The sequence below is a fragment of the Pseudomonas sp. NPDC089408 genome, assembly GCF_044749445.1.
GTDB lineage: Bacteria > Pseudomonadota > Gammaproteobacteria > Pseudomonadales > Pseudomonadaceae > Aquipseudomonas.
The window spans coordinates 1-25,336 of record NZ_JBIVHY010000001.1; the positions used below are offsets into that span (position 1 = coordinate 1).

Consider the following 25,336-nt stretch of genomic DNA (forward strand, 5'->3'; position numbering starts at 1 on the left):
CCCCCCCCCCCCCCCCCCCCCCCCCCCCCCCCCCCCCCCCCCCCCCCCCCCCCCCCCCCCCCCCCCCCCCCCCCCCCCCCCCCCGCTCCTACAGGAGACCGCGCCAGCCTTCAGAGAATGTGTCAGGCAGTCGCCCTACAACCCTTTCGGTTTTTTCTTTCAACCCGGCAAGTGGCCCCGTGCCGCTCCGCTGACATAAACTCAGATCCTCCCCCTGGAAGGCGCAACCCATATGGAAATGCAATGGTGGATCTGGCTGGTGTTCGGCATCGCGCTGATCCTGCTCGAACTGGTCCTGCCGACGTTCTTCATCCTCTGGTTCGGCATCGGTGCCGTGCTGGTCTCGCTCATTTCGCTGGCGGCCCCCAGCCTGCAGCTGGACATGCAGGTGCTGTTGTGGATGCTGCTGTCGTCGGCCACCACCGCGCTATGGTTCAAGCTGTTCCGGCGCAAGCAGCCAGATGTGCGCTGGACCGCTGACAGCGTGATCGGCGAAGTGGGCTTGCTGACCGCGGGCGTTTCGGAGTTCCAGAAAGGCCGTGTGCGTTTCCAGAAGCCGATCCTGGGCAACGAAGAATGGACCTGCGTCGCCGATAGCGAAATCCCGGCCGGCGAACGGGTGCGCCTCACCGCCATCGAGGGGAACACCGCCCGCGTCATCCGGGCCTGAATCCGCACTAAAAGGAATTTAGCACCATGACCAGCCTCATCGTCGTCGCCGCCATCGCCCTGTTCGTCCTGATCACCGTGTTCAAGGGGGTACGTATCGTGCCCCAGGGCGAAGAATGGATCGTGGAGCGCCTGGGCCGTTACAACACCACGCTCAAGCCCGGTTTGAACATCGTCATTCCTTACGTGGACGTGGTCGCCTATCGCCTGCCGACCAAGGACATCATCCTCGATGTGCAGCAGCAAGAGATCATCACCAAGGACAACGCGGTAATCGTCGCCAACGCCCTGTGTTTCGCCAAGGTGGTCGACCCGCAGAAGGCCTCGTATGGCGTGCAGAACTTCTCGTTCGCCGTCACCAGCCTGACCATGACCTCGCTGCGCGCCATCGTCGGTGCCATGGACCTCGACGAAGCACTGTCCAGCCGCGAGCAAATCAAGGCGCGCCTGCGCGAGGCGATGTCCGAGCAGACCGAAGACTGGGGCGTGACCGTACGCTCGGTGGAAATCCAGGACATCAAGCCCTCGGAGAACATGCAACTGGCCATGGAACGCCAGGCCGCCGCCGAGCGTGAGCGCAAGGCCGACGTGACCCGTGCCGAAGGCGCCAAGCAGGCGGCGATCCTGGAGGCAGAAGCGCGCCTGCAGGCGGCCAGGCTGGATGCCGAAGCGCAGATCAGCCTGGCCGAGGCTTCAGCGCGGGCGATTTCGCTGGTGAAGGAAGCGGTGGGTAACGAGACCGTGCCGGCCATGTATCTGCTGGGTGAGCGTTATATAGGCGCGATGGAGAACCTGGCCGGTAGCAACAATGCCAAGGTGGTGGTGTTGCCGGCGGACCTGCAGGAGACCGTGCGTGGCCTGATGGGGCGTGGCAAGGTTTGAGAATGCCGGGGGCGCTTTGCGCCCCTATCGCGACACAAGGCCGCTCCTACAAGGACCGCGCGTGCTGGCCATGATGCGATCCCCTGTAGGAGCGGCCTTGTGTCGCGATGGGCTGCGCAGCAGCCCCCAAACTCTGGCCACCTGCGTCACTTCACCGCACCCCGCCATTTTTACCTATACTCCGCCTTACAATACCCACCACGATTCCTGACCGGATCTCTCCATGCCCCCACGTCGGCACATTGCCTGGATAGCCTGCCTTGCAGTGCTGTTCAACCTGCTGGCCATGCCGCTGTCTTCTGCTGCGCCCAAAGGCCCGGCTGAACAGCTGCTGTGGGGGGCTTTCTGTTCCAGCATGGCCAACAAGGCCAAGGTCGATGTGCAGGCCCTGGCCAAGATCGACCTCGGCCCGCAAAGCGACGCCAGCGCCGGCATGATGAACTGCTGGTGCTGCTCGGGCGCCGCGCCGCTGCTGGCCCTGCCCGTCTACCCGCCACAGTTGCACAACCCGCCGACACTGCTCGCCGGGCTGTTGCCGCCACCTGCCGACTACCAACCCACGCCGCGCCAGCTCTGGCCTGCGTTAAACCCCCGTGCCTCTCCGCTGGCCTGAATGTTTCAAGCTGTCTGCCTGAACCTGAACAGAACGGAGATTCACCATGCTCAAGCATGCCCTCGTCATGGCCGCCCTGCTGCTGCCCGGCGCCTTTGCCAATGCCCACGAATACAGCGTGGGTGACCTGCACATTGCCCACCCCTGGTCGCTGCAACTGCCACCCAACGCGCCGAACGTAGCGGCGTATTTCGTGGTGCACAACAATGGCCAGGCCGATGACCGCTTGCTCAGCGTCGACAGCCCCATCACCGATGATGCACAGCTGCACGAACATGCCATGAGCGCCAGCGGCGCCATGAAGATGCAGCAGGTGCCCAGCGTGGTGGTGCCCGCCGGCAAGGACCTGACCTTCGCTCCCAGCGCCTACCACGTGATGCTGATGCAGCCCAAGGACCGCAGCCTGCTCGTCGACGGCAAGCGCTTCCCATTGACCCTGCACTTCGAAAAGGCCGGCGACATCACTGTCGACGTGGCCGTGCAGAAGCAGGCGCCAGCGGACCCGGCGCAAGCCCACGAACACGCGCACTGACACCCGCTGACAGGCACTCGCCATGAGCCTGCCGCGCACCAGCCGCCGCCGTACCACCCGCCCTGACCGCAGGCGCGCCGGTGGCGGATGGCTGAGCCTGTTCGCCATGTGGATGATCTTCATCGGCCCGCTGATTTCCCAGTCGATGCCGATGGACCACCACGCCGGCATGACTATGCCGATGGACATGCCGATGGCGGCTGCCCATCAGCATGGCGGCGACAGCCACCACGGCCACGGCGGCGATGGCCAACTGCACGTGATGTGGGAAAAGTGCGGTTATTGCAGCCTGTTGTTCAACTGCCCGGCCCTGCCCCAGGCCCTCAGCCCGCTCAGCGCCGGCAGCGTCGTCCCCACCAGCAACCTGTTTGCGCCAACGCACCAGGGCCATGCCCGGCAGGCAGTATTCCCCGGTGCGCGCAGCCGCGCCCCGCCTTGCTCGATCAACGTCTGAACACACAATTTGCGCACGAAGCCAGGAGGCTTCGGGCTGACTCATGACTGATCGACTGGAATCACTATGTCCGGCTGCACCCCTGTTTCTGCCTTGTCCCTGCGTGGGACCATCGCCGCCGTGTGCGGCTCGCTGCTCGCGCCCGTGGCGCTGGCCGCCGACCCTGGCCATGAAGGCCATGCGCACGACGCACCCGAGCTGAGCCCGACGGTGATCACCGCCGTGGCGCCGAGCTCGCCACTGACCGTGGTCACCAACCCGAAAGACCCGCGCCAGCCCGTACCGGCCAGCGACGGCGCCGACTACCTGAAGACCATCCCCGGCTTTTCGGCGATCCGCGCCGGTGGCACCAACGGTGACCCGGTCCTGCGCGGCATGTTCGGCTCACGCCTGAACATACTCACCAACGGCGGCCTGATGCTCGGCGCCTGCCCCAACCGCATGGACGCCCCGACCTCGTACATTTCCCCGGAAACCTACGACCGCCTGACCGTGATCAAAGGCCCGCAAAGCGTGGTCTGGGGCCCGGGCGGCTCGGCAGGCACCATTCTCTTCGAACGCGAACCGGAAAAGTTCGGCACCCTCGGCAGCCGGGTCAACGCCAGCCTGCTGGCGGGTTCCAACGGCCGCTTCGACAAGGTGCTGGACGCCGCTGCCGGCAACAGCCAAGCCTATGCGCGCTTTGTCGGCAACCAGTCGCGCTCGGATGACTACCACGATGGCAACAACGACACCGTGCCGTCCCGTTGGGACAAGTGGAACGGCGATGTCGCACTGGGCTGGACGCCCGACCAGGACACCCTGCTGGAACTGACCGCCGGCAAGGGCGATGGCGAGGCCCGCTACGCCGGGCGCGGCATGGACGGCTCGCAGTTCAAGCGCGAAAGCCTGGGCCTGCGCTTTGAAAAGTCCAACCTCGGCGAGGTGCTGGACAAGGTCGAGGCGCAGGTTTACTACAACTACGCCGACCACGTGATGGACAACTACAGCCTGCGCACGCCGTCAGGCAGCGGCATGATGGGCATGCCGATGGTCAGCAACGTCGACCGCCGCACGATGGGCGCACGCATCAAGGCCACCTGGCGCTGGGCCGACGTGCAGCTGGTCAGCGGCATCGACGCGCAAACCAACGAACATCGCCAGCGCGGCGGCATGGGCGTGGACGCACACAAGGGCCAGGCCTGGACCAAGGACGCCGACTTCCATAACTACGGCGCCTTCAGCGAACTGTCTTGGTACATGAGTGGCGAAGACCGGCTGATCAGCGGCGCCCGCCTGGACCGCGCCTCGGCCCGCGACTTTCGCCAAGGCAGCGCCACCGAAGGCGACACCCGCGCCGACACCCTGCCCAGCGGTTTCGTCCGCTACGAGCACGACCTGGCGGCCATCCCGGCCACCACCTACATTGGCCTGGGCCATGCCCAACGCTTCCCCGACTACTGGGAGCTGTTCTCGCCCAAGCTCGCGCCACCCGGTGCGGCCAATGCCTTCGAGGGCATCAAGCCAGAGAAGACCACCCAGCTCGACTTCGGCATCCAGTACCGCACCGAGCGCCTGGAAGCCTGGGCTTCGGGCTATGTCGGGCAGATCCGCGACTACATCCTGTTCGACTACCGCACCGGCATGATGGGCATGAGCACCTCGCAGGCGCAGAACATAGACGCCCGCATCATGGGTGGCGAACTGGGTGCGGCTTATAGGCTGACCGACCACTGGAAGGCCGACGCCACGCTGGCCTATGCCTGGGGCAAGAACAGCAGCGATGGCAAGGCCCTGCCGCAGATGCCTCCGCTGGAAAGCCGCCTGGGCCTGACCTACAGCCGCGACGTGTGGAGCGTCGGTGCCCTGTGGCGGCTGGTGGCGGCGCAGAACCGCATCGCCGAAAACCAGGGCAACGTGGTCGGCAAGGACTACGACAAGAGCGCCGGCTTTGGCGTGTTTTCGCTCAACGGTGCCTACAAGGTGAACAACAACCTCAAGCTCAGCGCAGGGGTCGACAACCTGTTCGACAAGACCTACGCCGAGCATTTGAACCTGGCCGGGAATGCCGGGTTCGGCTACCCGGCAACAGATCCACAGCCGGTCAATGAGCCAGGCAGGACCTTCTGGACCAAGGTCGATTTCAGCTTCTGACAATAACCAAAGGCGCCACTTCGGTGGCGCCCATCCGCTGGTCAAACAGGAGGTTCCCATGAGAGGAACACGCATCAATTTCTATAACCTGGCCTGGCGTTGGCACTTCTATGCGGGGCTGTTCGTGGCCCCGTTCATGATCCTGCTGGCAATTACCGGGATTATCTACCTGTTCAAGCCGCAGCTCGACCCGCTGCTGTACCGCGACCTGATGGTGGTCGAAACCGGCCACCACCGACAGGGCGCGGATGCGTTGCTGGCAGAAGTAAGGAAGGCCTACCCCAAAGGCCACGTCGGCCAGTACCTGCCGCCGCTGAACGCCGAGCGCAGTGCGCAGTTCGTGGTGCATGACGGCGGCCGTGAACTGAACGTGTTCGTCGACCCGTACAGCGGCAAGGTGCTCGGCGAGCAGGACGGCAAGCAGAACCTGCAGGCCATTGCCCGCGCCCTGCATGGCGAGCTGATGGTCGGTACGGTAGGCGACCGCCTGGTGGAGCTGGCTGCAGGCTGGGGCATCGTGCTGGTGGTGTCGGGCCTTTACCTGTGGTGGCCACGCGGGCGCAATGGCGCGGGTGTGTTGTGGCCACGGCTGTCGGCGCGCGGCCGGCTGCTGTGGCGCGACCTGCACGCGGTAACCGGCTTCTGGGGTTCGGCCTTGCTGTTACTGATGCTGGTCAGCGGCATGACCTGGACCGGCCTGTGGGGCAAGCAGTACGCCGATTTGTGGAACCGCTTCCCAGCGGCCATGTGGAACGACGTGCCCAAGTCGGACCAGCAGGCGGGCGAGCTGAACAGCGCACACCGCCAGACCGTGCCCTGGGCCCTGGAGAACACGCCGATGCCGCAGTCCGGCGCACACGCCGAACATGCCGGGCACCACATGATGTCGGCCGCGCCCGCAGCGCCGCAGGTGAGCCTGCAGCAGGTCGAGGACATCGCCACCTCGCGCCAGGTCGAGCCGGGCTACAGCATTACCCTGCCCACCACCGCAGACGGGGTGTTCACCATTGCCGTGTTCGCCGACGACCCGCGCAATGACGCCACCCTGCATGTCGACCAATATACCGGCAAGGTGCTGGCCGACGTGCGCTGGCAGGACTACAGCCCGGTCGCCCGCGCCACCGAACTGGGGGTGATGCTGCATGAAGGCAAGATGTTCGGCGCGTTCAACCAGATCATCATCCTGCTGGTGTGCCTGATGATTCTGCTGGGCTCGGTGAGCGGGCTGGTGATGTGGTGGAAGCGCCGGCCCGAGGGTGGCCTGGGCGTGCCGCCGCTGCGCCACGACCTGCCGCGCTGGAAGACGGCGGTGGGGGTGATGCTGGCGTTGGGGGTGTTGTTCCCGCTGGTGGGGGTGTCGATGGTGGTGATGTGGGTGGTGGATAGTTTGGTGGTGAGGCGCCGTCGGGTGCTGGCCAGCGCCTGAGTGTTTGCCTGTACCGGCCTCTTCGCGGGTGAACCCGCTCCTACAACGAACTGCGTTGCCTTTGTAGGAGCGGGTTCACCCGCGAATAGGCCGGCACAGGCGAAACACTGCTACCCAAATGTAGAGTCGATCTGTCGCGCCCCGAACTGGAACGCGCGTGTTAGCCTACCCGGCTACCTCTGACAAGAAGACTGACCTCTACAAGGGAATGCAGCCTATGACGCAAACCTCACCCACCACAGCAGATGAACCGCACCTGCAACGCAACCTGACCAACCGCCACATCCAGCTGATCGCCATCGGCGGCGCGATCGGCACCGGCCTGTTCATGGGCTCGGGCAAGACCATCAGCCTGGCCGGTCCCTCGATCATTTTCGTCTACATGATCATCGGCTTCATGCTGTTCTTCGTCATGCGTGCCATGGGCGAACTGCTGCTGTCGAACCTCAACTACAAGTCATTCATCGACTTCTCCGCCGACCTGCTCGGCCCGTGGGCCGGCTATTTCACCGGCTGGACCTACTGGTTTTGCTGGGTGGTCACCGGCATCGCCGACGTGGTCGCCATCGCTGCCTACACGCAGTTCTGGTTCCCCGACCTGCCGCAGTGGATACCGGCGCTGACCTGCGTAGGCCTGTTGCTGTCGCTGAACCTGGTGACGGTGAAAATGTTCGGCGAGATGGAATTCTGGTTCGCCCTGGTCAAGATCGTCGCCATCCTCGGCCTGGTCGCCACCGGCCTGTATATGGTCATCACCGGTTTCACCTCGCCCAGCGGGCGCACTGCGCAACTGGCCAACCTGTGGAATGACGGCGGCATGTTCCCCAACGGCTTGATGGGCTTCTTCGCCGGCTTCCAGATCGCGGTATTCGCCTTCGTCGGCATCGAGTTGGTGGGCACCACCGCCGCCGAAGCGAAAAACCCGGAGCGCACCCTGCCACGGGCGATCAACTCGATCCCGATCCGCATCATCGTGTTCTACGTATTGGCGCTGATCGCGATCATGGCGGTGACCCCTTGGCGCGACGTGGTACCGGGCAAGAGCCCGTTCGTGGAACTGTTCGTGCTGGCCGGCCTGCCGGCAGCGGCGAGCATCATCAACTTCGTGGTGCTGACCTCGGCGGCCTCGTCGGCCAACAGCGGCGTGTTCTCCACCAGCCGCATGCTCTACGGCCTGTCGCAGGAAGGTGACGCGCCCAAGGCGTTCGAGAAACTGTCAAGCCGCTCGGTGCCGGCCAACGGCCTGTACTTCTCCTGCACCTGCCTGCTGCTGGGTGCGGTGCTGATCTACCTGGTGCCGAACGTGGTCGAGGCGTTCACCCTGGTCACCACCGTTTCGGCGGTGCTGTTCATGTTTGTCTGGACGCTGATCCTGCTGTCGTACCTGAAGTACCGCAAGCACCGCGCGGCGCTGCACCAGGCGTCGAAGTACAAAATGCCGGGCGGGCGCTTCATGTGCTACGTGTGCCTGGTGTTCTTTGCCTTCATCCTGGTGCTGCTGAGCCTGGAAGCGGATACACGCTCGGCGCTTGTGGTGACGCCGATCTGGTTCCTGTTGCTGGCGGTGACCTACCAGTTCGTGCGTAGCCGCCGTCATCCACGCACGGCTGTGCGTAACGGCTGATTCTGCCGGGGCTGCTTTGCAGCCCTTTCGCGACACAAGGCCGCTCCTACAACGACCGCGTCGGTCAAAAATTGACGCGAACCACTGTAGGAGCGGCCTTGCGTCGCGATGGGCCGCGCAGCGGCCCCAATCCTGTGCACACAAATCCCACAAGCACCAACCTGGCCCGCCCAAACGCCCCATCACCTCGCACACCCCCTCTATCCCGCCACTTCCGCCACTAGGCACACCCCTTGCAACACCCCTCCCCGCTTGCCCAACACATAAAAACTCAGCGGAGAGAGCACATGAAGCGTCGCAGTCTGATCAAGGCCTTTACCCTTAGCGCATCGATTGCCGCAATGGGCCTGAGCTGGAGCATCCAGGCGGCCGAGACCATCAAGGTCGGCATCCTGCATTCGCTGTCGGGGACCATGGCGATTTCCGAAACCTCGCTCAAGGACATGGCGCTGATGACCATCGAGCAGATCAACGCCAAGGGCGGGGTGAACGGCAAGATGCTCGAACCGGTGGTGGTCGACCCGGCCTCCAACTGGCCACTGTTCGCTGAAAAGAGCCGCCAGCTGCTGACCCAGGACAAGGTCGCAGTGGTGTTTGGCTGCTGGACCTCGGTGTCGCGCAAGTCGGTGCTGCCGGTATTCGAAGAGCTCAACGGCCTGCTGTTCTACCCGGTACAGTACGAGGGTGAAGAGATGTCGCCGAACGTGTTCTACACCGGCGCCGCGCCCAATCAGCAGGCCATCCCGGCCGTGGAATACCTGATGAGCGAAGACGGCGGCAGCGCCAAGCGCTTCTTCCTGCTGGGCACCGACTACGTCTACCCGCGTACCACCAACAAGATCCTGCGTGCGTTCCTGCACAGCAAGGGCGTGGCCGACAAGGACATCGAAGAAGTCTATACGCCGTTCGGCCATGCCGATTACCAGACCATCGTCGCCAACATCAAGAAGTTCTCCGCTGGCGGCAAGACGGCGGTCATTTCCACAGTCAATGGCGACTCCAACGTGCCGTTCTACAAGGAACTGGCCAACCAGGGCCTGAAGGCTACCGACGTACCGGTGGTGGCGTTCTCGGTGGGTGAAGAAGAGCTGCGCGGTATCGACACCAAGCCGCTGGTGGGCCACCTGGCGGCGTGGAACTACTTCGAGTCGGTGGATAACCCGGTCAACCAGCAGTTCGTTGCCGACTGGAAGGCCTATGCCAAGGCCAAGGGCCTGCCGGGCGCCGACAAGGCGGTGACCAACGACCCGATGGAGGCCACCTACGTAGGCATCCACATGTGGGCGCAGGCGGTGGAAAAAGCCAAGTCCACCGATGTCGACAAGGTGCGTGAGGCGCTGGCCGGGCAGAGCTTCAAGGCGCCTTCGGGCTTTACCCTGACCATGGACAAGACCAACCACCACCTGCACAAGCCGGTGATGATCGGCGAGATCCAGGATGACGGGCAGTTCAGTGTGGTATGGGAAACCGAGCAGCCGCTGCGGGCGCAGCCTTGGAGCCCGTTCATTCCGGGGAATGACAAGCGGCCTGATTACGCCGTGAAAGGTAACTGAGTACGGGGGCCGCTGTGCGGCCCATTCGCGGGTGAACCCGCTCCTACAAAGGGACTGCGCAGGTTTCAAACCTTGCACCGGCCTGTGTAGGAGCGGGTTTACCCGCGAAGAATCCAACCCCGACTTCCAGGATTGCCCGCATGCTCAGACTGCTGCTCACCCTGCTCCTGCTACTACCCCTGGCCACCCAGGCCAGCGAGGGCGAATTCTTCCTCAGCGCCAAACCCGCCGAACAGGCGCGCCTGCTCGAAGGCTGGGCGGCGCAACCGGATGCCGCACGCCTGCCGCTGCTGGACAACCTGCGCCAGGGCCGCCTCGCCGCCGACGACACGCGCAAGCTGCGCCTGAACAACCGCCTGCGCGGCCTGATCGACAACGCCCTGGCCAGCCACCAGTTGCTCAGCGACAACAGTGACACCCGCCTGGTCGCGGCCCAGCAACTGCAAAAAAGCGCACAACCGGCGCAAATGGCCTTCCTCGACCGGCGCTTCGCTATCGAAGTGGACCCCGCCGTACACGCCGCCCTCGGCCTGGCCCTGGCCAACCTGCAACTGGGCGCCAGCGAGCCGGCCGTGCGCCTGGCCGCCGTGCGCCTGCTGGGCGAAACCGGTGACCCACTGGCCCGCACGCGTCTCGAAGCCCTGCTACAACCCGACGCTGAAACCGATGCCGGCGTGCGCACCGCCGCCGAAACCAGCCTGGCCCAGGTGCAGCGCAAGCTGCTGGTCGGCGAGCTGCTCGGCCAGGCCTTCAGCGGCCTGTCGCTGGGTTCGATCCTGCTGCTGGCGGCGCTCGGCCTGGCGATCACCTTCGGCCTGCTCGGGGTGATCAACATGGCCCATGGCGAGATGCTGATGCTCGGCGCCTACAGCACCTACATGGTTCAGGTGCTGCTGCAGCGCTACGCGCCCGGCGCCATCGAGTTCTACCCGCTGATCGCCTTGCCGGTAGCCTTCGTTGTCAGTGCCGGGGTCGGCATGGCGCTGGAGCGCACGGTCATTCGTCACCTGTACGGCCGGCCGCTGGAAACCCTGCTGGCCACCTGGGGCATCAGCTTGATCCTGATCCAGGCCATCCGCCTGCTGTTCGGCGCGCAGAACGTCGAGGTCAGCAACCCGGCGTGGCTGTCGGGTGGCATCCAACTGCTGCCCAACCTGGTGCTGCCGTACAACCGCCTGGTCATCATCGGCTTCGCCCTGGCCGTGGTGCTGCTCACCTGGCTGCTGCTCAACCGCACGCGGCTGGGCCTGAACGTGCGTGCGGTCACCCAGAACCGCAACATGGCTGCCTGTTGCGGGGTCTCCACCGGGCGCGTCGACATGCTTGCCTTCGGCCTCGGCTCGGGCATCGCCGGGTTGGGTGGTGTGGCCCTGAGCCAAGTCGGCAACGTCGGCCCGGACCTGGGCCAGAGCTACATCATCGACTCGTTCCTGGTGGTGGTGCTCGGCGGTGTCGGCCAGCTGGCCGGCAGCCTTTGGGCGGCATTCGGCCTTGGCATCGCCAACAAACTGCTGGAGCCGCAGATCGGCGCCGTGCTCGGCAAGATCCTCATCCTTGCGTTGATCATTCTGTTCATCCAGAAGCGCCCGCAAGGCCTGTTCGCCCTCAAGGGACGGGTAATCGACTGATGAACCAGCCACTGCTTGTCACTGCTACGCAAAAGGCCGGGCCACGCCTGACGCTGGCCATCGGCGCCGTCGTCGTCCTGCTGCTGGTGGCCCTGCCGCTGCTGTCGCTGCTGCCGGCGGACCATGCCCTGCAGGTGTCGGCCTACACCCTGACCCTGGTTGGCAAGATCCTTTGCTACGCCATTGTTGCCCTGGCCCTGGACCTGGTCTGGGGCTATGCCGGGTTGCTGTCGCTGGGCCACGGCCTGTTCTTCGCCCTGGGCGGCTACGCCATGGGCATGTACCTGATGCGCCAGGCGGCCGGTGACGGCCTGCCGGGGTTCATGACCTTCCTGTCGTGGACCGAGCTGCCGTGGTACTGGGCCGGTACCCAGCATTTTGCCTGGGCCTTGTGCCTGGTGGTGCTGGCGCCCGGGCTGCTGGCGCTGGTATTCGGCTGGTTCGCCTTCCGTTCGCGGATCAAGGGCGTGTACTTCTCGATCATGACCCAGGCCCTGACCTTCGCCGGCATGCTGCTGTTTTTCCGCAACGAAACCGGCTTCGGCGGCAACAACGGCTTCACCAACTTCCGCACCATCCTTGGCTTCGACATTACCGCGCAAGGGACCCGGGCGGTGTTGTTCCTGCTCACCGTCGGCCTGCTGCTGGCCAGCCTGTACCTGTGCTGGCGCCTGACCCGCAGCAAGTTCGGCCGGCTGTTGACGGCGGTGCGCGACGCCGAGAACCGCCTGATGTTCTGCGGTTACGACCCGCGCGGCTTCAAGCTGCTGGTGTGGGTGCTGAGCGCTGTGTTGTGCGGCCTGGCCGGGGCGCTGTACGTGCCTCAGGTGGGCATCATCAACCCCAGCGAGATGTCGCCGACCAATTCCATCGAAGCCGCCGTGTGGGTAGCCCTGGGCGGGCGCGGCACACTGATCGGCCCGCTGCTCGGTGCCGGCCTGGTCAATGGCATGAAAAGCTGGTTCACCGTGGCCTTCCCGGAGTTCTGGCTGTTCTTCCTCGGCGCGCTGTTCATACTCGTGACCCTGTACCTGCCCAAGGGCGTGGTCGGCCTGTTGAAGAAAAGGAACCAGCCATGAGAGGCGTGCCCCCAGTCCACCCGGAATTCATGCTTGAGCCGGTGTTCGACCAACTCGGCGCCGGCCGCGATGCCATCGGCCTGGGCCACCGCCGCAAGGCTGGCCTGGACACCCGCCACGGCACGGTGCTGAGCCTGGAAGACATCAGTGTCAGTTTCGATGGTTTCAAGGCGCTGAACGCGCTGAACCTGTACATCGGCGTAGGCGAGTTGCGCTGCATCATCGGCCCCAACGGCGCCGGCAAGACCACCCTGATGGACGTAATCACCGGCAAGACCCGGCCCGACAGCGGCACGGCTTATTTCGGCGACACCCTCGACCTGACCCGCATGAGCGAATACCAGATCGCCCAGGCCGGCATCGGCCGCAAGTTCCAGAAGCCCACGGTGTTCGAGGCCCTGACGGTGTTCGAGAACCTGGAGCTGGCACTGAAGGCCGACAAGTCGGTGTGGGCCAGCCTGGCAGCGCGGCTGGGCGGTGTGCAGCGCCAGCGCATCGAGCAAGTGCTGACCACCTTGCGCCTGCTACCCCTGGCCCAGCGCCCGGCCGGGCTGCTGTCGCACGGTCAGAAGCAGTTTCTGGAGATCGGCATGCTGCTGGTGCAGGAGCCGCAATTGCTGTTGCTGGATGAACCGGTGGCGGGCATGACCGATGCCGAGACCGAGTTTACCGCCGAGCTGTTCAAGGGCCTGGCCGGCACGCATTCGCTGATGGTGGTGGAGCATGACATGGGCTTTGTCGGCAGTATTGCCGACCATGTGACCGTGCTGCACCAGGGCAGTGTGCTGGCGGAAGGGTCGCTGGAGCAGGTGCAGGCGGATGAGCGGGTGGTCGAGGTGTATCTGGGCCGCTAGACAGGGATACCTGTGCCGGCCTATTCGCGGGTAAACCCGCTCCTACAAAGGAAAGCCCCGCCCGTGACACTCCGCGGTCGATGTAGAAGCGGGTTCACCCGCAAAAGGGCCGGCACAGGCAAAGCAACAACTTCAGGAACACCAACATGCTCAAGATCGACACCCTGCACCAATACTACGGCGGCAGCCACATTCTCCGGGGCCTGTCCTTCGAAGCCAAAGTCGGCGAAGTCACCTGCCTGCTGGGCCGCAACGGCGTGGGCAAGACCACCCTGCTGCGCTGCCTGATGGGCCTGGTGCCGGCCCGCGACGGCAGCATCGAATGGGAAGGCAAGCCGATCACCACACTCAAACCCCAGCAACGGGTGCATGCCGGCATCGCCTACGTGCCCCAGGGCCGCGAGATCTTCCCGCGCCTGACCGTCGAAGAAAACCTGCTGATGGGCCTGTCACGCTTCCCGGCCCGCGAGGCCCGCGAAGTACCCGCCTTCATCTACGAACTGTTCCCGGTACTGGAACAGATGAAGCAACGCCGCGGCGGCGACCTGTCCGGTGGCCAGCAGCAACAACTGGCCATCGGCCGCGCCCTGGCCAGCCGCCCGCGCCTGCTGATCCTCGACGAGCCGACCGAAGGCATCCAGCCCTCGGTCATCAAGGAAATCGGTGCCGTCATCCGCCACCTGGCCGAACGCGGCGACATGGCCATCCTGTTGGTAGAGCAGTTCTACGACTTTGCCGAAGCGCTGGCCGACCAGTACCTGGTCATGGCCCGTGGCGAAATCGTCCAGCGCGGCCGCGGCGAAAACATGCAGGCCGAAGGTGTGCGCGGTCTGGTAACCATTTAATCTGCAAACAACGACCTTGCGAGACGCTGTCATGAGTTACGAAATCCGCGACGCCCTACCCGCCGACGTGCCGGGCATCCTCGACATCTACAACGACGCCGTGCGCAACACCACGGCGATCTGGAACGAAACGCCTGTCGACCTGGGCAACCGCCAAGCCTGGTTCGAGGCTCGGGCGCAGCAGGGCTACCCGATCCTGGTGGCGGTGGATGAGACCGGTGTGCTGGGTTATGCCTCGTTTGGCGACTGGCGGCCGTTCGAAGGCTTTCGCCTGACCGTGGAGCATTCGGTGTATGTGCGGGGTGACCAGCGTGGCAAGGGGCTGGGGCCGGTGTTGATGGCGGCGCTGATCGAGCGAGCGCGGGAATGCGGCAAGCACGTGATGGTGGCGGCCATCGAAAGTGGCAATGCGGCGTCGGTGCGCATCCATGAGCGTCTGGGCTTTGTGGTGACCGGGCAGATGCCGCAGGTGGGGGTGAAGTTTGGCCGCTGGCTGGATTTGACCTTCATGCAGCTGGTGTTGGATCCGGGGGCTGAGCCAAGCTGAATTTGATGTTTGCAGGCCTGGCCTCTTCGCGGGTAAACCCGCTCCTACAGGAAACGCGATCCATGTAGGAGCGGGTTTACCCGCGAAGAGGCCAGGCCTGCAAACTTTACATCTGGGTAAACCTGCCCAACCGCTGCCTCAACATACTGTTCTCACTGCGCAACTGCTGCACCTCCTGCAACAGCTCCAGCGCCAGCGCCACCCCTTCCCACTCCAGCTCCAATTCCTGATGCAGCTTCACCGCGCGTTTGGCCAATAACGGCGCCTGATCGTCAAACAGCCAGTCCTCCGGCGTTCGTCCGGAAGGTTCGACAATGCCGTGCTCGACGATTTCGATCACGCAGTCCGCCGTGACATCGGCTTCCTGACACAAGGTACGCATGTCCAGTTGAACGATCAGGGTGCTGCTCATGATCACTTACTCCATTGTGTCCTCGGGTCGAACGCAGCCTTCTCGGAAAGCTTTGTCCACAGTTCGCGGGCAGACTCGTCGGATGCCGGTGGCATGACCACTTTCAATTGCGCGTACAGGTTGCCGCGCTCGCCGTTCTTGTTGGCCAGGCCCATGCCCGGTACCCGCAGGCGCTGGCCGCTCTGGCTGTCGGGGCGGATGGTCAGGTTGATCTTGCCGGTCAGGGTCGGCACCGCCACCTTGGTGCCCAGCGCAGCCTCCCACGGTGCCAGTGGCACGGTGATGATCAGGTCATGACCTTCGACATCGAACAGCGGGTGCGGTGCCATGCGGATGGTCAGGAACAGGTCGCCATTGGCCCCACCGCCACTGCCCGGCGCGCCCTGGCCCTTGAGGCGGATGCGCTCGCCATCGGTCACCCCGGCCGGAATCTTCACATTCAGGGTCTTGGTGGTGAAGCCGGTGCGCTGGCCCATGGCATTGGTTTGCGGCACCTGGAAGCTGATCTGCTTGGACTCCTTGCTCAGGGTCTCTTCAAGGAATATTGCCAGTTCAAGCTCCACGTCCTGCCCCCGCCTGCCGGCACTGCGTTGCTGCTGCCGGGCGCCACCGAAGGGGTTGCCGCCGCGGTTGCCAAAGATCGAGCTGAAAAAGTCGGAAAAATCGCCGCCCTCGAAACCGCCACCCGCACCGCCACGGCTTTCCCAGCCCGGTGGCGCCTGGAATGGCCGGCCATGCTGGCCGCCATACTTGCGAATCTCGTCGAATTCGGCACGTTTCTGCGCGTCGCCCAGCACCTCGTAGGCCTCGTTGGCCTCTTTGAATTTGTCCTCGGCGTCGCGCTCCTTGCTGACATCGGGGTGATACTTGCGCGCCAGTTTGCGGTACGCGGCCTTGATCGCCTTATCGTCCGCCGTGGGCTCTACGCCAAGTATCTTGTAGTAGTCTTTGAAGTCCATCTGTGGATCACCAATGTGAATGTGCGCGTTGCAACTGAAGATGCAACTAAAGATAGGGGTCAAGCATAGCCTTTCAAGAGGGCCTTGGCTTTGCTCCATCGCAGACGACCGGTCTTGATTCTGTAGCCAACTGGCATACACTGCGCGGCCGTTTTGCCTCCGGAAGCTTTTTCCCCATGTCTGACGTATCCCCGGCCCGCGCCCTGGGCATCGACTTTGGCACCTCCAACTCCACGGTCGGCTGGCACCGCCCTGGCACGGAGTCGCTGATTGCCTTGGAAGACGGCAAGATCACCTTGCCTTCGGTGGTGTTCTTCAATATCGAGGAGCGGCGCCCGGTATATGGCCGCCTGGCCCTGCACGAGTACCTGGAAGGCTACGAAGGCCGCCTGATGCGCTCGCTGAAAAGCCTGCTGGGCTCCAAGCTGATCAAGCACGACACCAGCGTGCTGGGCAGCGCCCTGCCGTTCAAGGACTTGCTGGGCATGTTCATCGGCGAGCTGAAGAAACGCGCCGAGGCCGCCGCGGGTCGTGAATTCGACCAGGTGGTGCTGGGCCGCCCAGTGTTCTTTGTCGACGAAGACGCGGCCGCCGACCAGGAGGCCGAAGACACCCTGGCCGACGTGGCGCGCAAGATCGGCTTCAAGGACGTGTCGTTCCAGTACGAGCCGATTGCCGCTGCATTCGACTACGAGTCGGGCATCAGCCGCGAGGAGCTGGTACTGATCGTCGACATCGGCGGTGGTACCTCGGACTTCACACTGATCCGCCTGTCGCCCGAGCGCCACCTGGTCGCCGAGCGCCAGAGCGACATCCTCGCCACCGGTGGCGTGCACATCGGCGGGACCGACTTCGACAAACAGTTGAGCCTGCAGGGCGTGATGCCGCTGTTCGGCTACGGCAGCCGCATGAAGAGCGGCGCGCTGATGCCGACCAGCTACCACCTCAACCTGGCCACCTGGCACACCATCAACGCCCTGTACTCGCAGAAGTCGCAACTGGCGCTGGGCAGCATGCGTTACGACATCGAGGACAGCTTCGGTATCGACCGCCTGTTCAAACTGATCGAACAGCGCGCCGGGCACTGGTTGGCGATGGAAGTGGAAGCCAGCAAGATCGAGCTGACCGAGCAAGAGAGCCGCCGTATCGACCTGCGCCGGGTCGAGCCGGAGCTGACGGCAGAACTAACCCGTGTGCTGTTCGAAGAAGCGATCGAAGGGCTGCTGGAGCGTGTGCGCGGTAGCGTGACCGAGCTGCTGGCCAAGGCCGGGGTGAGCGAAAGCCAGGTCGACACGGTGTTCTTCACCGGCGGTTCCAGCGGGATTCCGGCGCTGCGCAACAGCGTGTCGGCGATGCTGCCGAATGCGCGGCATGTGGAAGGTAATATTTTTGGCAGCATTGGTAGCGGGTTGGCCATTGAGGCGCGCAAGCGGTACGGCGTGGCCTGATCTATTTTGGGGCTGCTTTGCAGCCCATCGCGACACAAGGCCGCTCCTACAGGGGACCGCGCAATCTTGGGTTTACGCGGTCGTCTGTAGGAGCGGCCTTGTGTCGCGATGGGCCGCAAAGCGGCCCCAGCAATCTGTCAGACCAGCTCCGCCCGCTTAAGCTCACTCTTCAGGTAGGCATAGTAGACCGGCCCCGCCACCACCCCAGGCAGCCCGAACGCCGCCTCGAACACCAGCATCGCCAGCAACAGCTCCCACGCCTTGGCACTGATCTGCCCGCCCACGATCTTCGCGTTGAGGAAATACTCGACCTTGTGGATGACGATCAGGTAACCCAGCGCCGCCGCCGCCACCCAGATCGACAGCGACAAACCGACGATGGTGATCAGCGTGTTGGACATCAGGTTGCCGATCACCGGCAGCAGGCCCAGCAGGAAGGTCAGCACGATCAGTGTCTTGGTCAGCGGCAGGTGCACGTCGAACAGCGGCAACACCACGGCCAGGAAGATGCCGGTGAAGGCGGTGTTGAGCAGCGAAATCTTGATCTGCGCAAAGACGATGTTGCGAAACGCCTTCACCAACAGGTTCAGCCGTTCGAACAGCGCCGCTGCCAGCGGTTTGCGCCGGGAAATGTCGGGGATGCGCTGCAGGGCGATGATGGCGCCGAGGATCATGCCGATCAACAGCGTCACGAACATGTGCGCCATGCCCTTGCCCACCAGTTGCAGGTCGCTGAGGTGGCTCTTGATCCAGTCACCGATGGCGACCTTGAACTCGGCAGCACTGGCCGGCAGATAGCCTTCGATAAACGGCGGCAGCTGGCCACGGGCGCGCTCCACCAGGGCCATGAACTTGTCCAGCGAGGCCCCGGGGTTTTCTGCCTCGTGCAGCAGAAAGCTGAAGGCGCCGGCAATCAGCAGGGCCAAGGTGGTCACCACCAGCGTGCCCAGCAGCGCCACAGCCAGCCAGCGGGCACGCTGACCGGCAATCAGCGGTTGCAAACGCGGGGTCAGCATGTTGACCAGTTCGAACACCAGCAGGCCGGCGAGCAGGCTGGGCAGCAACTTCAGGGGCAAAGCCAGCAGCAGCCCGGCCATGACGATGATCAGACTGGCCAGGGTGATTTGGCGGGGGGTGAAAGTCATACAGCCTCGACGGCAGACAGCAGGAATGCCCGCAGTCTGCCAGCCTTGGGCCTGCAGGCATAGGCGCAGGTCATTTCTTCTTCAGGCAGTCGCTCATGTACGCCTTGCGCTCGTCACCCTTCAGGGCTTTGGTGGTGGCATCGGCGTTGCAAGTTTTCATCTTTTCTTGCTGGGTTTGTGGCACCTCTTTCTTCAGGCAGGTGCTCATGAAGGCTTTGCGCTCATCGCCCTTGAGGGCCTTGGTGGTAGCGTCGGCATTGCAGGTTTTCATTTTTTCCTGCTGCGCGGTGTTGGCGGCGAAACCTTGGGCGCTGAAGAGTACCGCCAGCGCCAGTAAGGGGATTTGCAGCACTTTCATGGAGTGGTCTCCTTGTCGCCGCGCCCGATGCACGGGATCGAGCTGAGTGTAGCCAAGAATTTTCAACGCCCTGCCCGCGCCTGCCGGCGGTACTGCTCGGGTGTGCACTGGGCCTGGCGCTGGAACATGGCGATGAACGCCGACGCGCTGCTGTAGCCGAGGTCGAAGGCAATGGCCTGGATCGGCAGGCCGGCTTCCAGCGCTTCGATGGCATGCAGAAAACGCAGGCGCAGCCGCCATTCGCCAAAGCTGATGCCCAGCTCGCGCAGGAACTGGCGGGCCAGGGTGCGTTCGCTGACGTGCACGCGGGCGGCCCACTCGGCCAGCGGGCGGTTGTCGCCAGGTTCGGCACTGAGCGCGTCGAGCACCTGGCGCAGGCCTTCGCTGTGGGCGAACGGCAGGTAGCAGGCCTGGGTGGGCGCCAGCAGCAGCTGATCGAGCAACACCTGCACAAGGCGCTGGTCGCGCTCGCTTTCGGCCACCTTCAGGTCACGCCGGGCGAAGTCGGCGAGGACGGCCTTGAGGATGTCGCTGATCATCAAGCTGCACGGTTGCTGCGGCAGCGCGGCGCAGAGGCTGCGATCGAGGTAGATCGAGCGGTAGACGATGGCCTGCGGGTTGTAGCAGCCATGCGCGGTGTCGGGCGGCACCCACACCGCGTAGTGCGGCGGTGACAGGAAGCGCTGGCCGGCGGCCTCCAGGTGCATCACGCCGTGGGCGGTGTAGTTGAGCTGGCCCCAGGCATGCTGGTGCAGGGCGCTGTGGGTGTCGGCGCCGAACTCGTCATGGCGGAAGTACACCGGGGCCGGGAGTTGGCTGAATTGAGGGATGTCGAGGTATTTGCGCTGCATGCTGACTGTTTGGCGGGGTGGGTTGTCTGGATAGGAGTATAGGCTTGTGGACGGACAAACGATAATACGGGCCTATCGAGGGCCTGCTTTGCAGGCCTTCGCGGGTAAACCCGCTCCTACAACGGTCAGTATTGCCATGGGAAAGATCCGCGTTCCACCGGACTTGCGCGGTCCTTTGTAGGAGCGGGTTTACCCGCGAAGGGCTGCAAAGCAGCCCCAATCAGCCCAAAACGAGTACCCTGCTACATGAACTACCTGTTCCCCCTCACCGCCATCCTCATCTGGGCCGGCAACACCGTGGTCACCAAGATGTCCGCCGGTGCCATCCACCCCGCCGAGATCGGCTTCTACCGCTGGCTGCTGGCCGGGCTGCTGTTCACCCCGTTCCTGCTGCCCGCCGTGTGGCGCAACCGTGCCGCCATCCGCCCGCAGCTGGCCAAGGTGTTCGTGCTCGGCGTGCTGGGCATGGCGCTGTATCAAAGCCTGGCCTACTTCGCCGCCAGCATCACCAGTGCCACCAACATGGGCATCATCCTTTCGCTGATGCCGCTGATGTCACTGGCGCTGTCCATCGCCTGGCTGGGCCAGCGCCTGAGCTACGGTGCCCTGCTGGGCGCAGTGGTGTCGTTTTTCGGCGTGCTGGAAGTGGTCAGTGCCGGCCACCCCGCCAGCCTGCTGCAGCAAGGCCTGAACAGCGGTGACCTGCTGATGCTGGTGGCTACCCTGGCCTACGCGCTGTACAGCTTCCTGCTGAAGAGATGGCAGCTGCGCTTGCCGCCGATGCAGCTGCTGTACCTCCAGGTGCTGGTGGCCATCATCGTCTTGCTGCCGCTGTTTCTGCTTTCGGACAAGACCGGCCTGAACAGCCACAACATCGGCCTGGTGCTGTATGCCTGCGTGCTGGCCTCGATGATCGCACCGCTGGTATGGATGCAGGCCGTGCACCGCCTGGGCCCAAGCCGTACCACGCTGTTTTTCAACCTGCTGCCGCTGGTTACCGCGCTGATCGCCGCCGTGGTGCTCGACGAGCAACTGGCCAGCTACCACCTGGTCGGCGGCCTGCTGACCCTGGCCGGTGTGGTACTGGCCGAGCGCTGGACCACGCCGATCCGCCGCTAGAGCCCGGCTGCCTTTAGCCGCGCGGCATGTTCGGTGAACAGCCGCACCGGCTCGGCGCCTTTGCCAACGGCGCCCAGTGACTGGTTGACGATATCCAGATGATCCAGCGGGTAATCGTCGCCGATCACCTGCCCCAAGTGCGAACTGAAACGCCCGACCATGCCGTCGCAATGGCCCTTTTCCTTGACGAAACTGCGCGCGAACAGGCGGCAGAAGCGGTTGCTGCCGTCAAAGCGGTTGCGCCCCTGGTCGGTTAGGCCGGGCTGCAAGGTGCCGGACCACGAGTAGTAGCGCACGCCATTGACCTCATAGGCCCCTTCCCCGCCCCAGGTGTCTGGCAAGCCCTGTGGATAAGCCTGGTTGAACAGCGCCACGCCGGCACTGGTCAGCGACTGGTGCGAGGCATGCACATCCACCGGCAGCGGGTCACGCCGCCAGCCGGTTTCCAGCCACACCAGCAGCACTGCAAAGCCATGCAGCACGGCCTTGAGAATGCGCCCCTGGGGCGAATCGCCCGGTGCCGTGCGTTCCAGGTGGTCGGCCAGTTCCGAACCCTGGTTGGGCCCTGCCACCGAAGTGACCGACGCCACCCGCCCGGGCCGCTTGGCTGCGGCATAGCGCGCGCTCAGGGCACCTTGGCTGTGGCCGATGAGGTTGACCTTTGCTGCGCCGGTGCGCTGGCAGATGTCTTCGATGATCACCAATAACTGCTCGCCGCGCACCTCGCTGGAATGCAGCGGCGACACCTGCACCGGGAACACCTGCGCGCCGCCCTTGCGCAAGGCCGGAACAATGCCGAACCAGTAGGGGTAGAGCACTGCCCGGACAAAGCCGAGCATGCCGGGTACCAGCACCAACGGGTATCGCGTCGCAAGGTCCTGGCTCATCTGCGCTGCTCCTTAGCCGTATGCCTGCACAGACACTAGCGTGCAGACCCCATGCGGGCCAATGGCTATCGCAATCGAACTCCTGACGCGTCGTGCGGTTCCAATCGTGAACATAACCCTGTGCAAGGAGCGGGACCATGTACAAGCAGACCCTGGCAATCCTTCTGGCAAGCGCGACCCTGGCCGCCTGCGGCAGCCGCCCGGAAAACCCGGTCGACTACGTTACCTACCGCGACGAGCCGCTGGTCAAGCAGGTGGAGAACGGCATGACCATGCAGAAGGTCATTGCCATTGGCGGCAGCCCGTCCAATGTGATCGACCTGCCCCACGGTGGCACCTGCAACGATTACATCCTCAACCGCGATGGCAAGCAGCAGCCTTATTACGTGCGTTTCGACGCAACCGGGCATGTTGACGCCAAGGGCTTCAAAACCTGCAAACAACGCGAAGAAGACAGCAAGGCCGTACCTGGCGCGTAAGTCTTCCGCTTTACACCATGACCACCCTGATGCTTTCGGAGATGAACATGAACGCAACTGAACTGACCGACGTCCAGACCCTGCGCCAACGTGCCCGCCAGCACGTGGAAAACGGTGCAGTGACCGAGGGCTACCACGCCGACCGTGAGCGCATCATCAGCCTGCTGAACGAAGCCTTGGCCACCGAACTGGTGTGCACGCTGCGCTACAAGCGCCATTACTTCATGGCCTCTGGGGTCAAGGCCAGCGTGGCGGCCGAGGAGTTTCTCGAACACGCCAACCAGGAAGCCGAGCACGCCGACAAGCTGGCCGAGCGCATCGTGCAACTGGGCGGCGAGCCGGACTTCAACCCGGACAACCTGAGCAAGAACTCGCATGCGCAGTACGTGGCGGGTGCAACACTGAAGGAAATGGTGCTGGAGGATCTGGTGGCCGAGCGCATTGCCATCGACAGCTACCGTGAAATCATTCAGTACATTGGCGATAAAGACCCTACTACCCGGCGCATCTTCGAAGATATCCTGGCGCAGGAAGAAGAACATGCGGACGACATGTCCGACCTGTTGCAAGGGCTGTAAACGCAGGGGGCTGCTTTGCAGCCCCCTTTCTCATTTCTTGCCTTTCACCGCCGCTGGCGCCTTGCCCGCTTTCATCTGCTGCAACAACGGCGTGCACTGGTTGGGGTCATCCCCGCTGCTCGGTGCAATCAGCGCCAGCAACCCCGCAGCCGGCCCGGCGACCACCCCCAGCGCCACCATCCCAGCCCCACGCAGCGCCAGCGGCACCGCCTGTACACCCGCACTCGGCTTGGCAAACGGCCCCCGCACATACAGCGGCGAACGCAGCGAGAACAGCCGCAGCCCTTTTGATTCCGGGGTGATCTTCAGGTCCAGCTGCTCGCTGGCAAAATTGGCCGTGCCGTTGATGTAGATGATCGCGTTCTCGGTATCGAAGATGAACAGCCGGGTCGTAGCCAGGCCGTTCTTGATCCCCACATCGGCTGCCGCGCAGTTGATCTTCACGTCCTCATCGCCGAACAGCTTGCCGACCACATAGTTGCCCACGTTCAACCCGGCAATTTCCATCAGGCTGCGACTGATGGCGCCATCGTTGACCAACATGCGCAAGTCGCCATTTGCCGTACCCAACAAGGCCGCCACCGAATTGCCCCGGCCAGTGATGTCGGCATCGCCGTTCAGCTCACCAAAGCTGGTCTGCATTGGCGCAAAGGTGGGGAACAGTTGCTTGAGCTTGAAACCGCGCGCCGTCAACCGGGCACGGCCTTGCAGCGGCACGCTTCGACCATCCAGGCGGATATTGGAGGCAAGGCTGCCACCCGCCACACCAAACCGCAGGGGGTCGAGCCGCAACAGGCCGTCTTCGAGGATCACGTGGGCCGACAGGTCGTTGAACGGCAGTTGCTCACTGTGCACGATGCGTTTGCCGGCAAAGGTGACGTCGGCGTCCATCGCGCGCCAGCGCTCGGTACGGAACTCTTCCACCGGCAGTACCTTGCCGGCCGGCTGCTTGCTGGCGCCCCCACGGGCTTTTTGCTCGGTATTGGAATCGGCACCGATCAGCGGCGCCAGGTCCTTGAACAGCAACTGGTTGGACACCAGGTTGCCGGACAGCTTGGGCCGTGGCTGGCTGGCGACGAAGGCCAGGTCGCCGTGGATATCACTGTCGCCGATCTTGCCGTTGAAGCCTTGGTAATTGAACGTCGCCCCTTGCGCCGCGTGCAGGTTGGCGCTGAGGCGGCCGTCGGTGGAATAGGCCGGGGTGTCGGGCAGGGTAACCCCGGTCAGTGGGTACAAGTTGCCCAGGCTGGCACCCGACAGGCGCAGGCGCAGGTCGAGGGCGCCGAGGTTGCGTGGGTCGGTCAGGGTACCGGCAAGCACCACGTGGGTGTCGGCGATGCGCACGTCGGCCTGCAGCGGGAACGGCTGGGTGGCGTCCTGCAGGGCTAGCAGGCCGCCGATCTTGCCAGTGCCGGAAACCGGCTGGCCCTTGTAGCGGCCTTGGGCCTTGAAGCCAAAGGCGTAGTCCTGCGCACCGCCGGCTTTCTCGGCGCTGGCCTTGCCGACAATTTCGCTGAACGGGATTGGCTTGCCCAATGGGTCGACCTGCACCTTCATGCTGGTTTTCAGGGTTTGGTCGTCGAAGCTGACATTGCCTTGGTCAAAACCGATCGCACCAATGTCCAGCACCCACTTGGACGGCGCTGCGTTTTCATCCTTCGGCCCGAAGTCGAACGCCCAGTTGGCGCGGCCATCCGCCAGACGGGTCAGGCTGGCCGTGGGTTTGGTCAGGTTGATGCGCGGGATGCTGATCTGCTGGAACAACAATGGCAGCGGTGCCAGGCGAAACTCCACGCGCTCCAGGCCGACCATCTTCGGCTCCTTGAGCCAATCGGGGTTGCCCAGGGTCAGGTCTTCGGCAATGAAGTGTGGCCAAGGCACCCAGGCACGCCAGCCGCCCTCTTCGGGCTCGGTACGCCAGTGCACGGCGAGGTTGCCATTGATCGCGAATGGCCGGTGCAAGGCCTCGGAGACCTTCTCGTTAAGCAGCGGCTTGACCCGGTTCCAGTCGAAGGTGGCGATCACTACCACCAGTATTGCCAGAACTGTCAGCAGCGTGGCTAGGGTCCAGACGAGGATTCTGGCGGGGCGCGTCATTGCGTGTTTCTCCTTGCGATATGGCACAGAACAGGCGCCGCGATGGCACTTAGTATCTGGGACTGATGAAAACCCGTGGGGTTTTATCGATGGCGCCATGATAGCGAAGTTTTTCCTGGCCTTTTGCTCAGCAATTCGTCGCGCCGGGCCACCCGTATCACTCG

The 25,336-nt window shown here is 64.0% G+C and carries 25 protein-coding genes; 18 read left to right on the plus strand and 7 right to left on the minus strand.

Features of this window, described 5'->3' with window-relative positions:
* Positions 1-232 precede the first annotated feature (232 nt).
* From ACIP02_RS00005 to ACIP02_RS00070, 14 genes are all read left to right on the plus strand, one after another.
* The gene (locus ACIP02_RS00005) at positions 233-670 is read left to right on the plus strand and encodes an NfeD family protein (RefSeq protein WP_400612013.1); all 438 of its coding nucleotides are present in this window, start codon (positions 233-235) and stop codon (positions 668-670) included.
* 26 nt (positions 671-696) lie between these two features.
* On the plus strand, positions 697-1,551 hold the full coding sequence (locus ACIP02_RS00010; protein WP_400612015.1) for an SPFH domain-containing protein: 855 nt from the start codon (positions 697-699) through the stop codon (positions 1,549-1,551).
* 223 nt (positions 1,552-1,774) lie between these two features.
* A complete protein-coding gene (locus ACIP02_RS00015) occupies positions 1,775-2,164 on the plus strand; it encodes a DUF2946 domain-containing protein (RefSeq protein WP_400612017.1) in 390 nt (129 codons plus the stop codon).
* 46 nt (positions 2,165-2,210) lie between these two features.
* On the plus strand, positions 2,211-2,696 hold the full coding sequence (locus ACIP02_RS00020) for a copper chaperone PCu(A)C (protein WP_400612019.1): 486 nt from the start codon (positions 2,211-2,213) through the stop codon (positions 2,694-2,696).
* A gap of 22 nt (positions 2,697-2,718) precedes the next feature.
* A complete protein-coding gene (locus ACIP02_RS00025) occupies positions 2,719-3,150 on the plus strand; it encodes a DUF2946 domain-containing protein (protein ID WP_400612021.1) in 432 nt (143 codons plus the stop codon).
* A 66-nt stretch (positions 3,151-3,216) separates the two neighbouring features.
* Positions 3,217-5,283, plus strand: coding sequence for a TonB-dependent copper receptor (locus tag ACIP02_RS00030; protein WP_400612023.1), 2,067 nt, complete (start codon positions 3,217-3,219; stop codon positions 5,281-5,283).
* Positions 5,284-5,341: 58 nt separating this feature from the next.
* Positions 5,342-6,709, plus strand: a complete 1,368-nt coding sequence (locus ACIP02_RS00035) for a PepSY-associated TM helix domain-containing protein (protein WP_400612025.1) — start codon at positions 5,342-5,344, stop codon at positions 6,707-6,709.
* Positions 6,710-6,926: 217 nt separating this feature from the next.
* The gene (gene cycA, locus ACIP02_RS00040; RefSeq protein ID WP_400612027.1) at positions 6,927-8,333 is read left to right on the plus strand and encodes a D-serine/D-alanine/glycine transporter; all 1,407 of its coding nucleotides are present in this window, start codon (positions 6,927-6,929) and stop codon (positions 8,331-8,333) included.
* A 287-nt stretch (positions 8,334-8,620) separates the two neighbouring features.
* On the plus strand, positions 8,621-9,886 hold the full coding sequence (gene urtA / locus ACIP02_RS00045) for an urea ABC transporter substrate-binding protein (RefSeq protein ID WP_400612029.1): 1,266 nt from the start codon (positions 8,621-8,623) through the stop codon (positions 9,884-9,886).
* Between the two features lie 140 nt (positions 9,887-10,026).
* Positions 10,027-11,514 carry an urea ABC transporter permease subunit UrtB gene (urtB, locus tag ACIP02_RS00050; RefSeq protein ID WP_400612031.1) on the plus strand — a complete coding sequence of 496 codons (1,488 nt, stop codon included), beginning with the start codon at positions 10,027-10,029 and terminating at the stop codon, positions 11,512-11,514.
* A complete protein-coding gene (gene urtC / locus ACIP02_RS00055) occupies positions 11,514-12,593 on the plus strand; it encodes an urea ABC transporter permease subunit UrtC (protein ID WP_400612033.1) in 1,080 nt (359 codons plus the stop codon). The genes urtB and urtC overlap by 1 nt, the downstream gene beginning before the upstream one ends.
* On the plus strand, positions 12,590-13,447 hold the full coding sequence (gene urtD / locus ACIP02_RS00060; protein ID WP_400612035.1) for an urea ABC transporter ATP-binding protein UrtD: 858 nt from the start codon (positions 12,590-12,592) through the stop codon (positions 13,445-13,447). Before urtC ends, urtD begins: the two co-directional genes overlap by 4 nt.
* 146 nt (positions 13,448-13,593) lie before the next feature.
* The gene (gene urtE / locus ACIP02_RS00065) at positions 13,594-14,292 is read left to right on the plus strand and encodes an urea ABC transporter ATP-binding subunit UrtE (RefSeq protein ID WP_400612037.1); all 699 of its coding nucleotides are present in this window, start codon (positions 13,594-13,596) and stop codon (positions 14,290-14,292) included.
* 31 nt (positions 14,293-14,323) lie between these two features.
* Positions 14,324-14,839 carry a GNAT family N-acetyltransferase gene (locus ACIP02_RS00070; protein WP_400612039.1) on the plus strand — a complete coding sequence of 172 codons (516 nt, stop codon included), beginning with the start codon at positions 14,324-14,326 and terminating at the stop codon, positions 14,837-14,839.
* Positions 14,840-14,945: 106 nt separating this feature from the next.
* Here the strand turns inward: ACIP02_RS00070 and ACIP02_RS00075 are convergent, their stop codons facing one another.
* Positions 14,946-15,251 carry a chaperone modulator CbpM gene (locus tag ACIP02_RS00075; RefSeq protein ID WP_306379794.1) on the minus strand — a complete coding sequence of 102 codons (306 nt, stop codon included), beginning with the start codon at positions 15,249-15,251 and terminating at the stop codon, positions 14,946-14,948.
* Between the two features lie 2 nt (positions 15,252-15,253).
* Positions 15,254-16,210 (minus strand): curved DNA-binding protein, encoded by a 957-nt coding sequence (cbpA, locus tag ACIP02_RS00080; RefSeq protein WP_400612041.1) that lies wholly within the window; start codon positions 16,208-16,210, stop codon positions 15,254-15,256.
* Positions 16,211-16,386: 176 nt separating this feature from the next.
* On the opposite strand from cbpA, the gene ACIP02_RS00085 reads away from it, so the two are divergent.
* Positions 16,387-17,658, plus strand: a complete 1,272-nt coding sequence (locus ACIP02_RS00085) for an Hsp70 family protein (protein ID WP_400612043.1) — start codon at positions 16,387-16,389, stop codon at positions 17,656-17,658.
* A 137-nt stretch (positions 17,659-17,795) separates the two neighbouring features.
* Here the strand turns inward: ACIP02_RS00085 and ACIP02_RS00090 are convergent, their stop codons facing one another.
* The 3 genes from ACIP02_RS00090 to ACIP02_RS00100 form a co-directional block, all read right to left on the minus strand.
* Positions 17,796-18,803 carry an AI-2E family transporter gene (locus ACIP02_RS00090; RefSeq protein WP_400612045.1) on the minus strand — a complete coding sequence of 336 codons (1,008 nt, stop codon included), beginning with the start codon at positions 18,801-18,803 and terminating at the stop codon, positions 17,796-17,798.
* 70 nt (positions 18,804-18,873) lie between these two features.
* Positions 18,874-19,161, minus strand: a complete 288-nt coding sequence (locus ACIP02_RS00095; RefSeq protein ID WP_400612047.1) for a PsiF family protein — start codon at positions 19,159-19,161, stop codon at positions 18,874-18,876.
* Between the two features lie 62 nt (positions 19,162-19,223).
* Complete coding sequence (locus tag ACIP02_RS00100; protein WP_400612049.1) at positions 19,224-20,012, minus strand: AraC family transcriptional regulator; 789 nt, start codon at positions 20,010-20,012, stop codon at positions 19,224-19,226.
* 246 nt (positions 20,013-20,258) lie between these two features.
* Here ACIP02_RS00100 and ACIP02_RS00105 point away from each other — a divergent pair, with 246 nt between their 5' ends.
* Entirely contained in the window at positions 20,259-21,131 is an 873-nt protein-coding gene (locus ACIP02_RS00105; protein ID WP_400612051.1) for a DMT family transporter, read from the plus strand.
* On the opposite strand, the gene ACIP02_RS00110 is transcribed toward ACIP02_RS00105, so the two are convergent.
* The gene (locus tag ACIP02_RS00110; protein WP_400612053.1) at positions 21,128-22,018 is read right to left on the minus strand and encodes an alpha/beta fold hydrolase; all 891 of its coding nucleotides are present in this window, start codon (positions 22,016-22,018) and stop codon (positions 21,128-21,130) included. The two genes, ACIP02_RS00105 and ACIP02_RS00110, sit on opposite strands and share 4 nt — an antisense overlap.
* Before the next feature lie 137 nt (positions 22,019-22,155).
* On the opposite strand from ACIP02_RS00110, the gene osmE reads away from it, so the two are divergent.
* Together osmE and ACIP02_RS00120 are read left to right on the plus strand one after the other, a co-directional pair.
* On the plus strand, positions 22,156-22,497 hold the full coding sequence (gene osmE / locus ACIP02_RS00115) for an osmotically-inducible lipoprotein OsmE (RefSeq protein WP_400612055.1): 342 nt from the start codon (positions 22,156-22,158) through the stop codon (positions 22,495-22,497).
* A 47-nt stretch (positions 22,498-22,544) separates the two neighbouring features.
* The gene (locus tag ACIP02_RS00120) at positions 22,545-23,075 is read left to right on the plus strand and encodes a bacterioferritin (protein ID WP_400612057.1); all 531 of its coding nucleotides are present in this window, start codon (positions 22,545-22,547) and stop codon (positions 23,073-23,075) included.
* Between the two features lie 30 nt (positions 23,076-23,105).
* On the opposite strand, the gene ACIP02_RS00125 is transcribed toward ACIP02_RS00120, so the two are convergent.
* Entirely contained in the window at positions 23,106-25,172 is a 2,067-nt protein-coding gene (locus ACIP02_RS00125) for an AsmA family protein (protein WP_400612059.1), read from the minus strand.
* Positions 25,173-25,336 lie beyond the last annotated feature (164 nt).

Bases quoted from the DNA above. Each gene is read 5' to 3' on its own strand.
- ACIP02_RS00005 (WP_400612013.1), top strand. From the start codon at position 233: ATGGAAATGCAATGGTGGATCTGGCTGGTGTTCGGCATCGCGCTGATC.
- ACIP02_RS00010 (WP_400612015.1), top strand. From the start codon at position 697: ATGACCAGCCTCATCGTCGTCGCCGCCATCGCCCTGTTCGTCCTGATC.
- ACIP02_RS00015 (WP_400612017.1), top strand. From the start codon at position 1,775: ATGCCCCCACGTCGGCACATTGCCTGGATAGCCTGCCTTGCAGTGCTG.
- ACIP02_RS00020 (WP_400612019.1), top strand. From the start codon at position 2,211: ATGCTCAAGCATGCCCTCGTCATGGCCGCCCTGCTGCTGCCCGGCGCC.
- ACIP02_RS00025 (WP_400612021.1), top strand. From the start codon at position 2,719: ATGAGCCTGCCGCGCACCAGCCGCCGCCGTACCACCCGCCCTGACCGC.
- ACIP02_RS00030 (WP_400612023.1), top strand. From the start codon at position 3,217: ATGTCCGGCTGCACCCCTGTTTCTGCCTTGTCCCTGCGTGGGACCATC.
- ACIP02_RS00035 (WP_400612025.1), top strand. From the start codon at position 5,342: ATGAGAGGAACACGCATCAATTTCTATAACCTGGCCTGGCGTTGGCAC.
- cycA (WP_400612027.1), top strand. From the start codon at position 6,927: ATGACGCAAACCTCACCCACCACAGCAGATGAACCGCACCTGCAACGC.
- urtA (WP_400612029.1), top strand. From the start codon at position 8,621: ATGAAGCGTCGCAGTCTGATCAAGGCCTTTACCCTTAGCGCATCGATT.
- urtB (WP_400612031.1), top strand. From the start codon at position 10,027: ATGCTCAGACTGCTGCTCACCCTGCTCCTGCTACTACCCCTGGCCACC.
- urtC (WP_400612033.1), top strand. From the start codon at position 11,514: ATGAACCAGCCACTGCTTGTCACTGCTACGCAAAAGGCCGGGCCACGC.
- urtD (WP_400612035.1), top strand. From the start codon at position 12,590: ATGAGAGGCGTGCCCCCAGTCCACCCGGAATTCATGCTTGAGCCGGTG.
- urtE (WP_400612037.1), top strand. From the start codon at position 13,594: ATGCTCAAGATCGACACCCTGCACCAATACTACGGCGGCAGCCACATT.
- ACIP02_RS00070 (WP_400612039.1), top strand. From the start codon at position 14,324: ATGAGTTACGAAATCCGCGACGCCCTACCCGCCGACGTGCCGGGCATC.
- ACIP02_RS00075 (WP_306379794.1), bottom strand. From the start codon at position 15,251: ATGAGCAGCACCCTGATCGTTCAACTGGACATGCGTACCTTGTGTCAG.
- cbpA (WP_400612041.1), bottom strand. From the start codon at position 16,210: ATGGACTTCAAAGACTACTACAAGATACTTGGCGTAGAGCCCACGGCG.
- ACIP02_RS00085 (WP_400612043.1), top strand. From the start codon at position 16,387: ATGTCTGACGTATCCCCGGCCCGCGCCCTGGGCATCGACTTTGGCACC.
- ACIP02_RS00090 (WP_400612045.1), bottom strand. From the start codon at position 18,803: ATGACTTTCACCCCCCGCCAAATCACCCTGGCCAGTCTGATCATCGTC.
- ACIP02_RS00095 (WP_400612047.1), bottom strand. From the start codon at position 19,161: ATGAAAGTGCTGCAAATCCCCTTACTGGCGCTGGCGGTACTCTTCAGC.
- ACIP02_RS00100 (WP_400612049.1), bottom strand. From the start codon at position 20,012: ATGCAGCGCAAATACCTCGACATCCCTCAATTCAGCCAACTCCCGGCC.
- ACIP02_RS00105 (WP_400612051.1), top strand. From the start codon at position 20,259: ATGAACTACCTGTTCCCCCTCACCGCCATCCTCATCTGGGCCGGCAAC.
- ACIP02_RS00110 (WP_400612053.1), bottom strand. From the start codon at position 22,018: ATGAGCCAGGACCTTGCGACGCGATACCCGTTGGTGCTGGTACCCGGC.
- osmE (WP_400612055.1), top strand. From the start codon at position 22,156: ATGTACAAGCAGACCCTGGCAATCCTTCTGGCAAGCGCGACCCTGGCC.
- ACIP02_RS00120 (WP_400612057.1), top strand. From the start codon at position 22,545: ATGAACGCAACTGAACTGACCGACGTCCAGACCCTGCGCCAACGTGCC.
- ACIP02_RS00125 (WP_400612059.1), bottom strand. From the start codon at position 25,172: ATGACGCGCCCCGCCAGAATCCTCGTCTGGACCCTAGCCACGCTGCTG.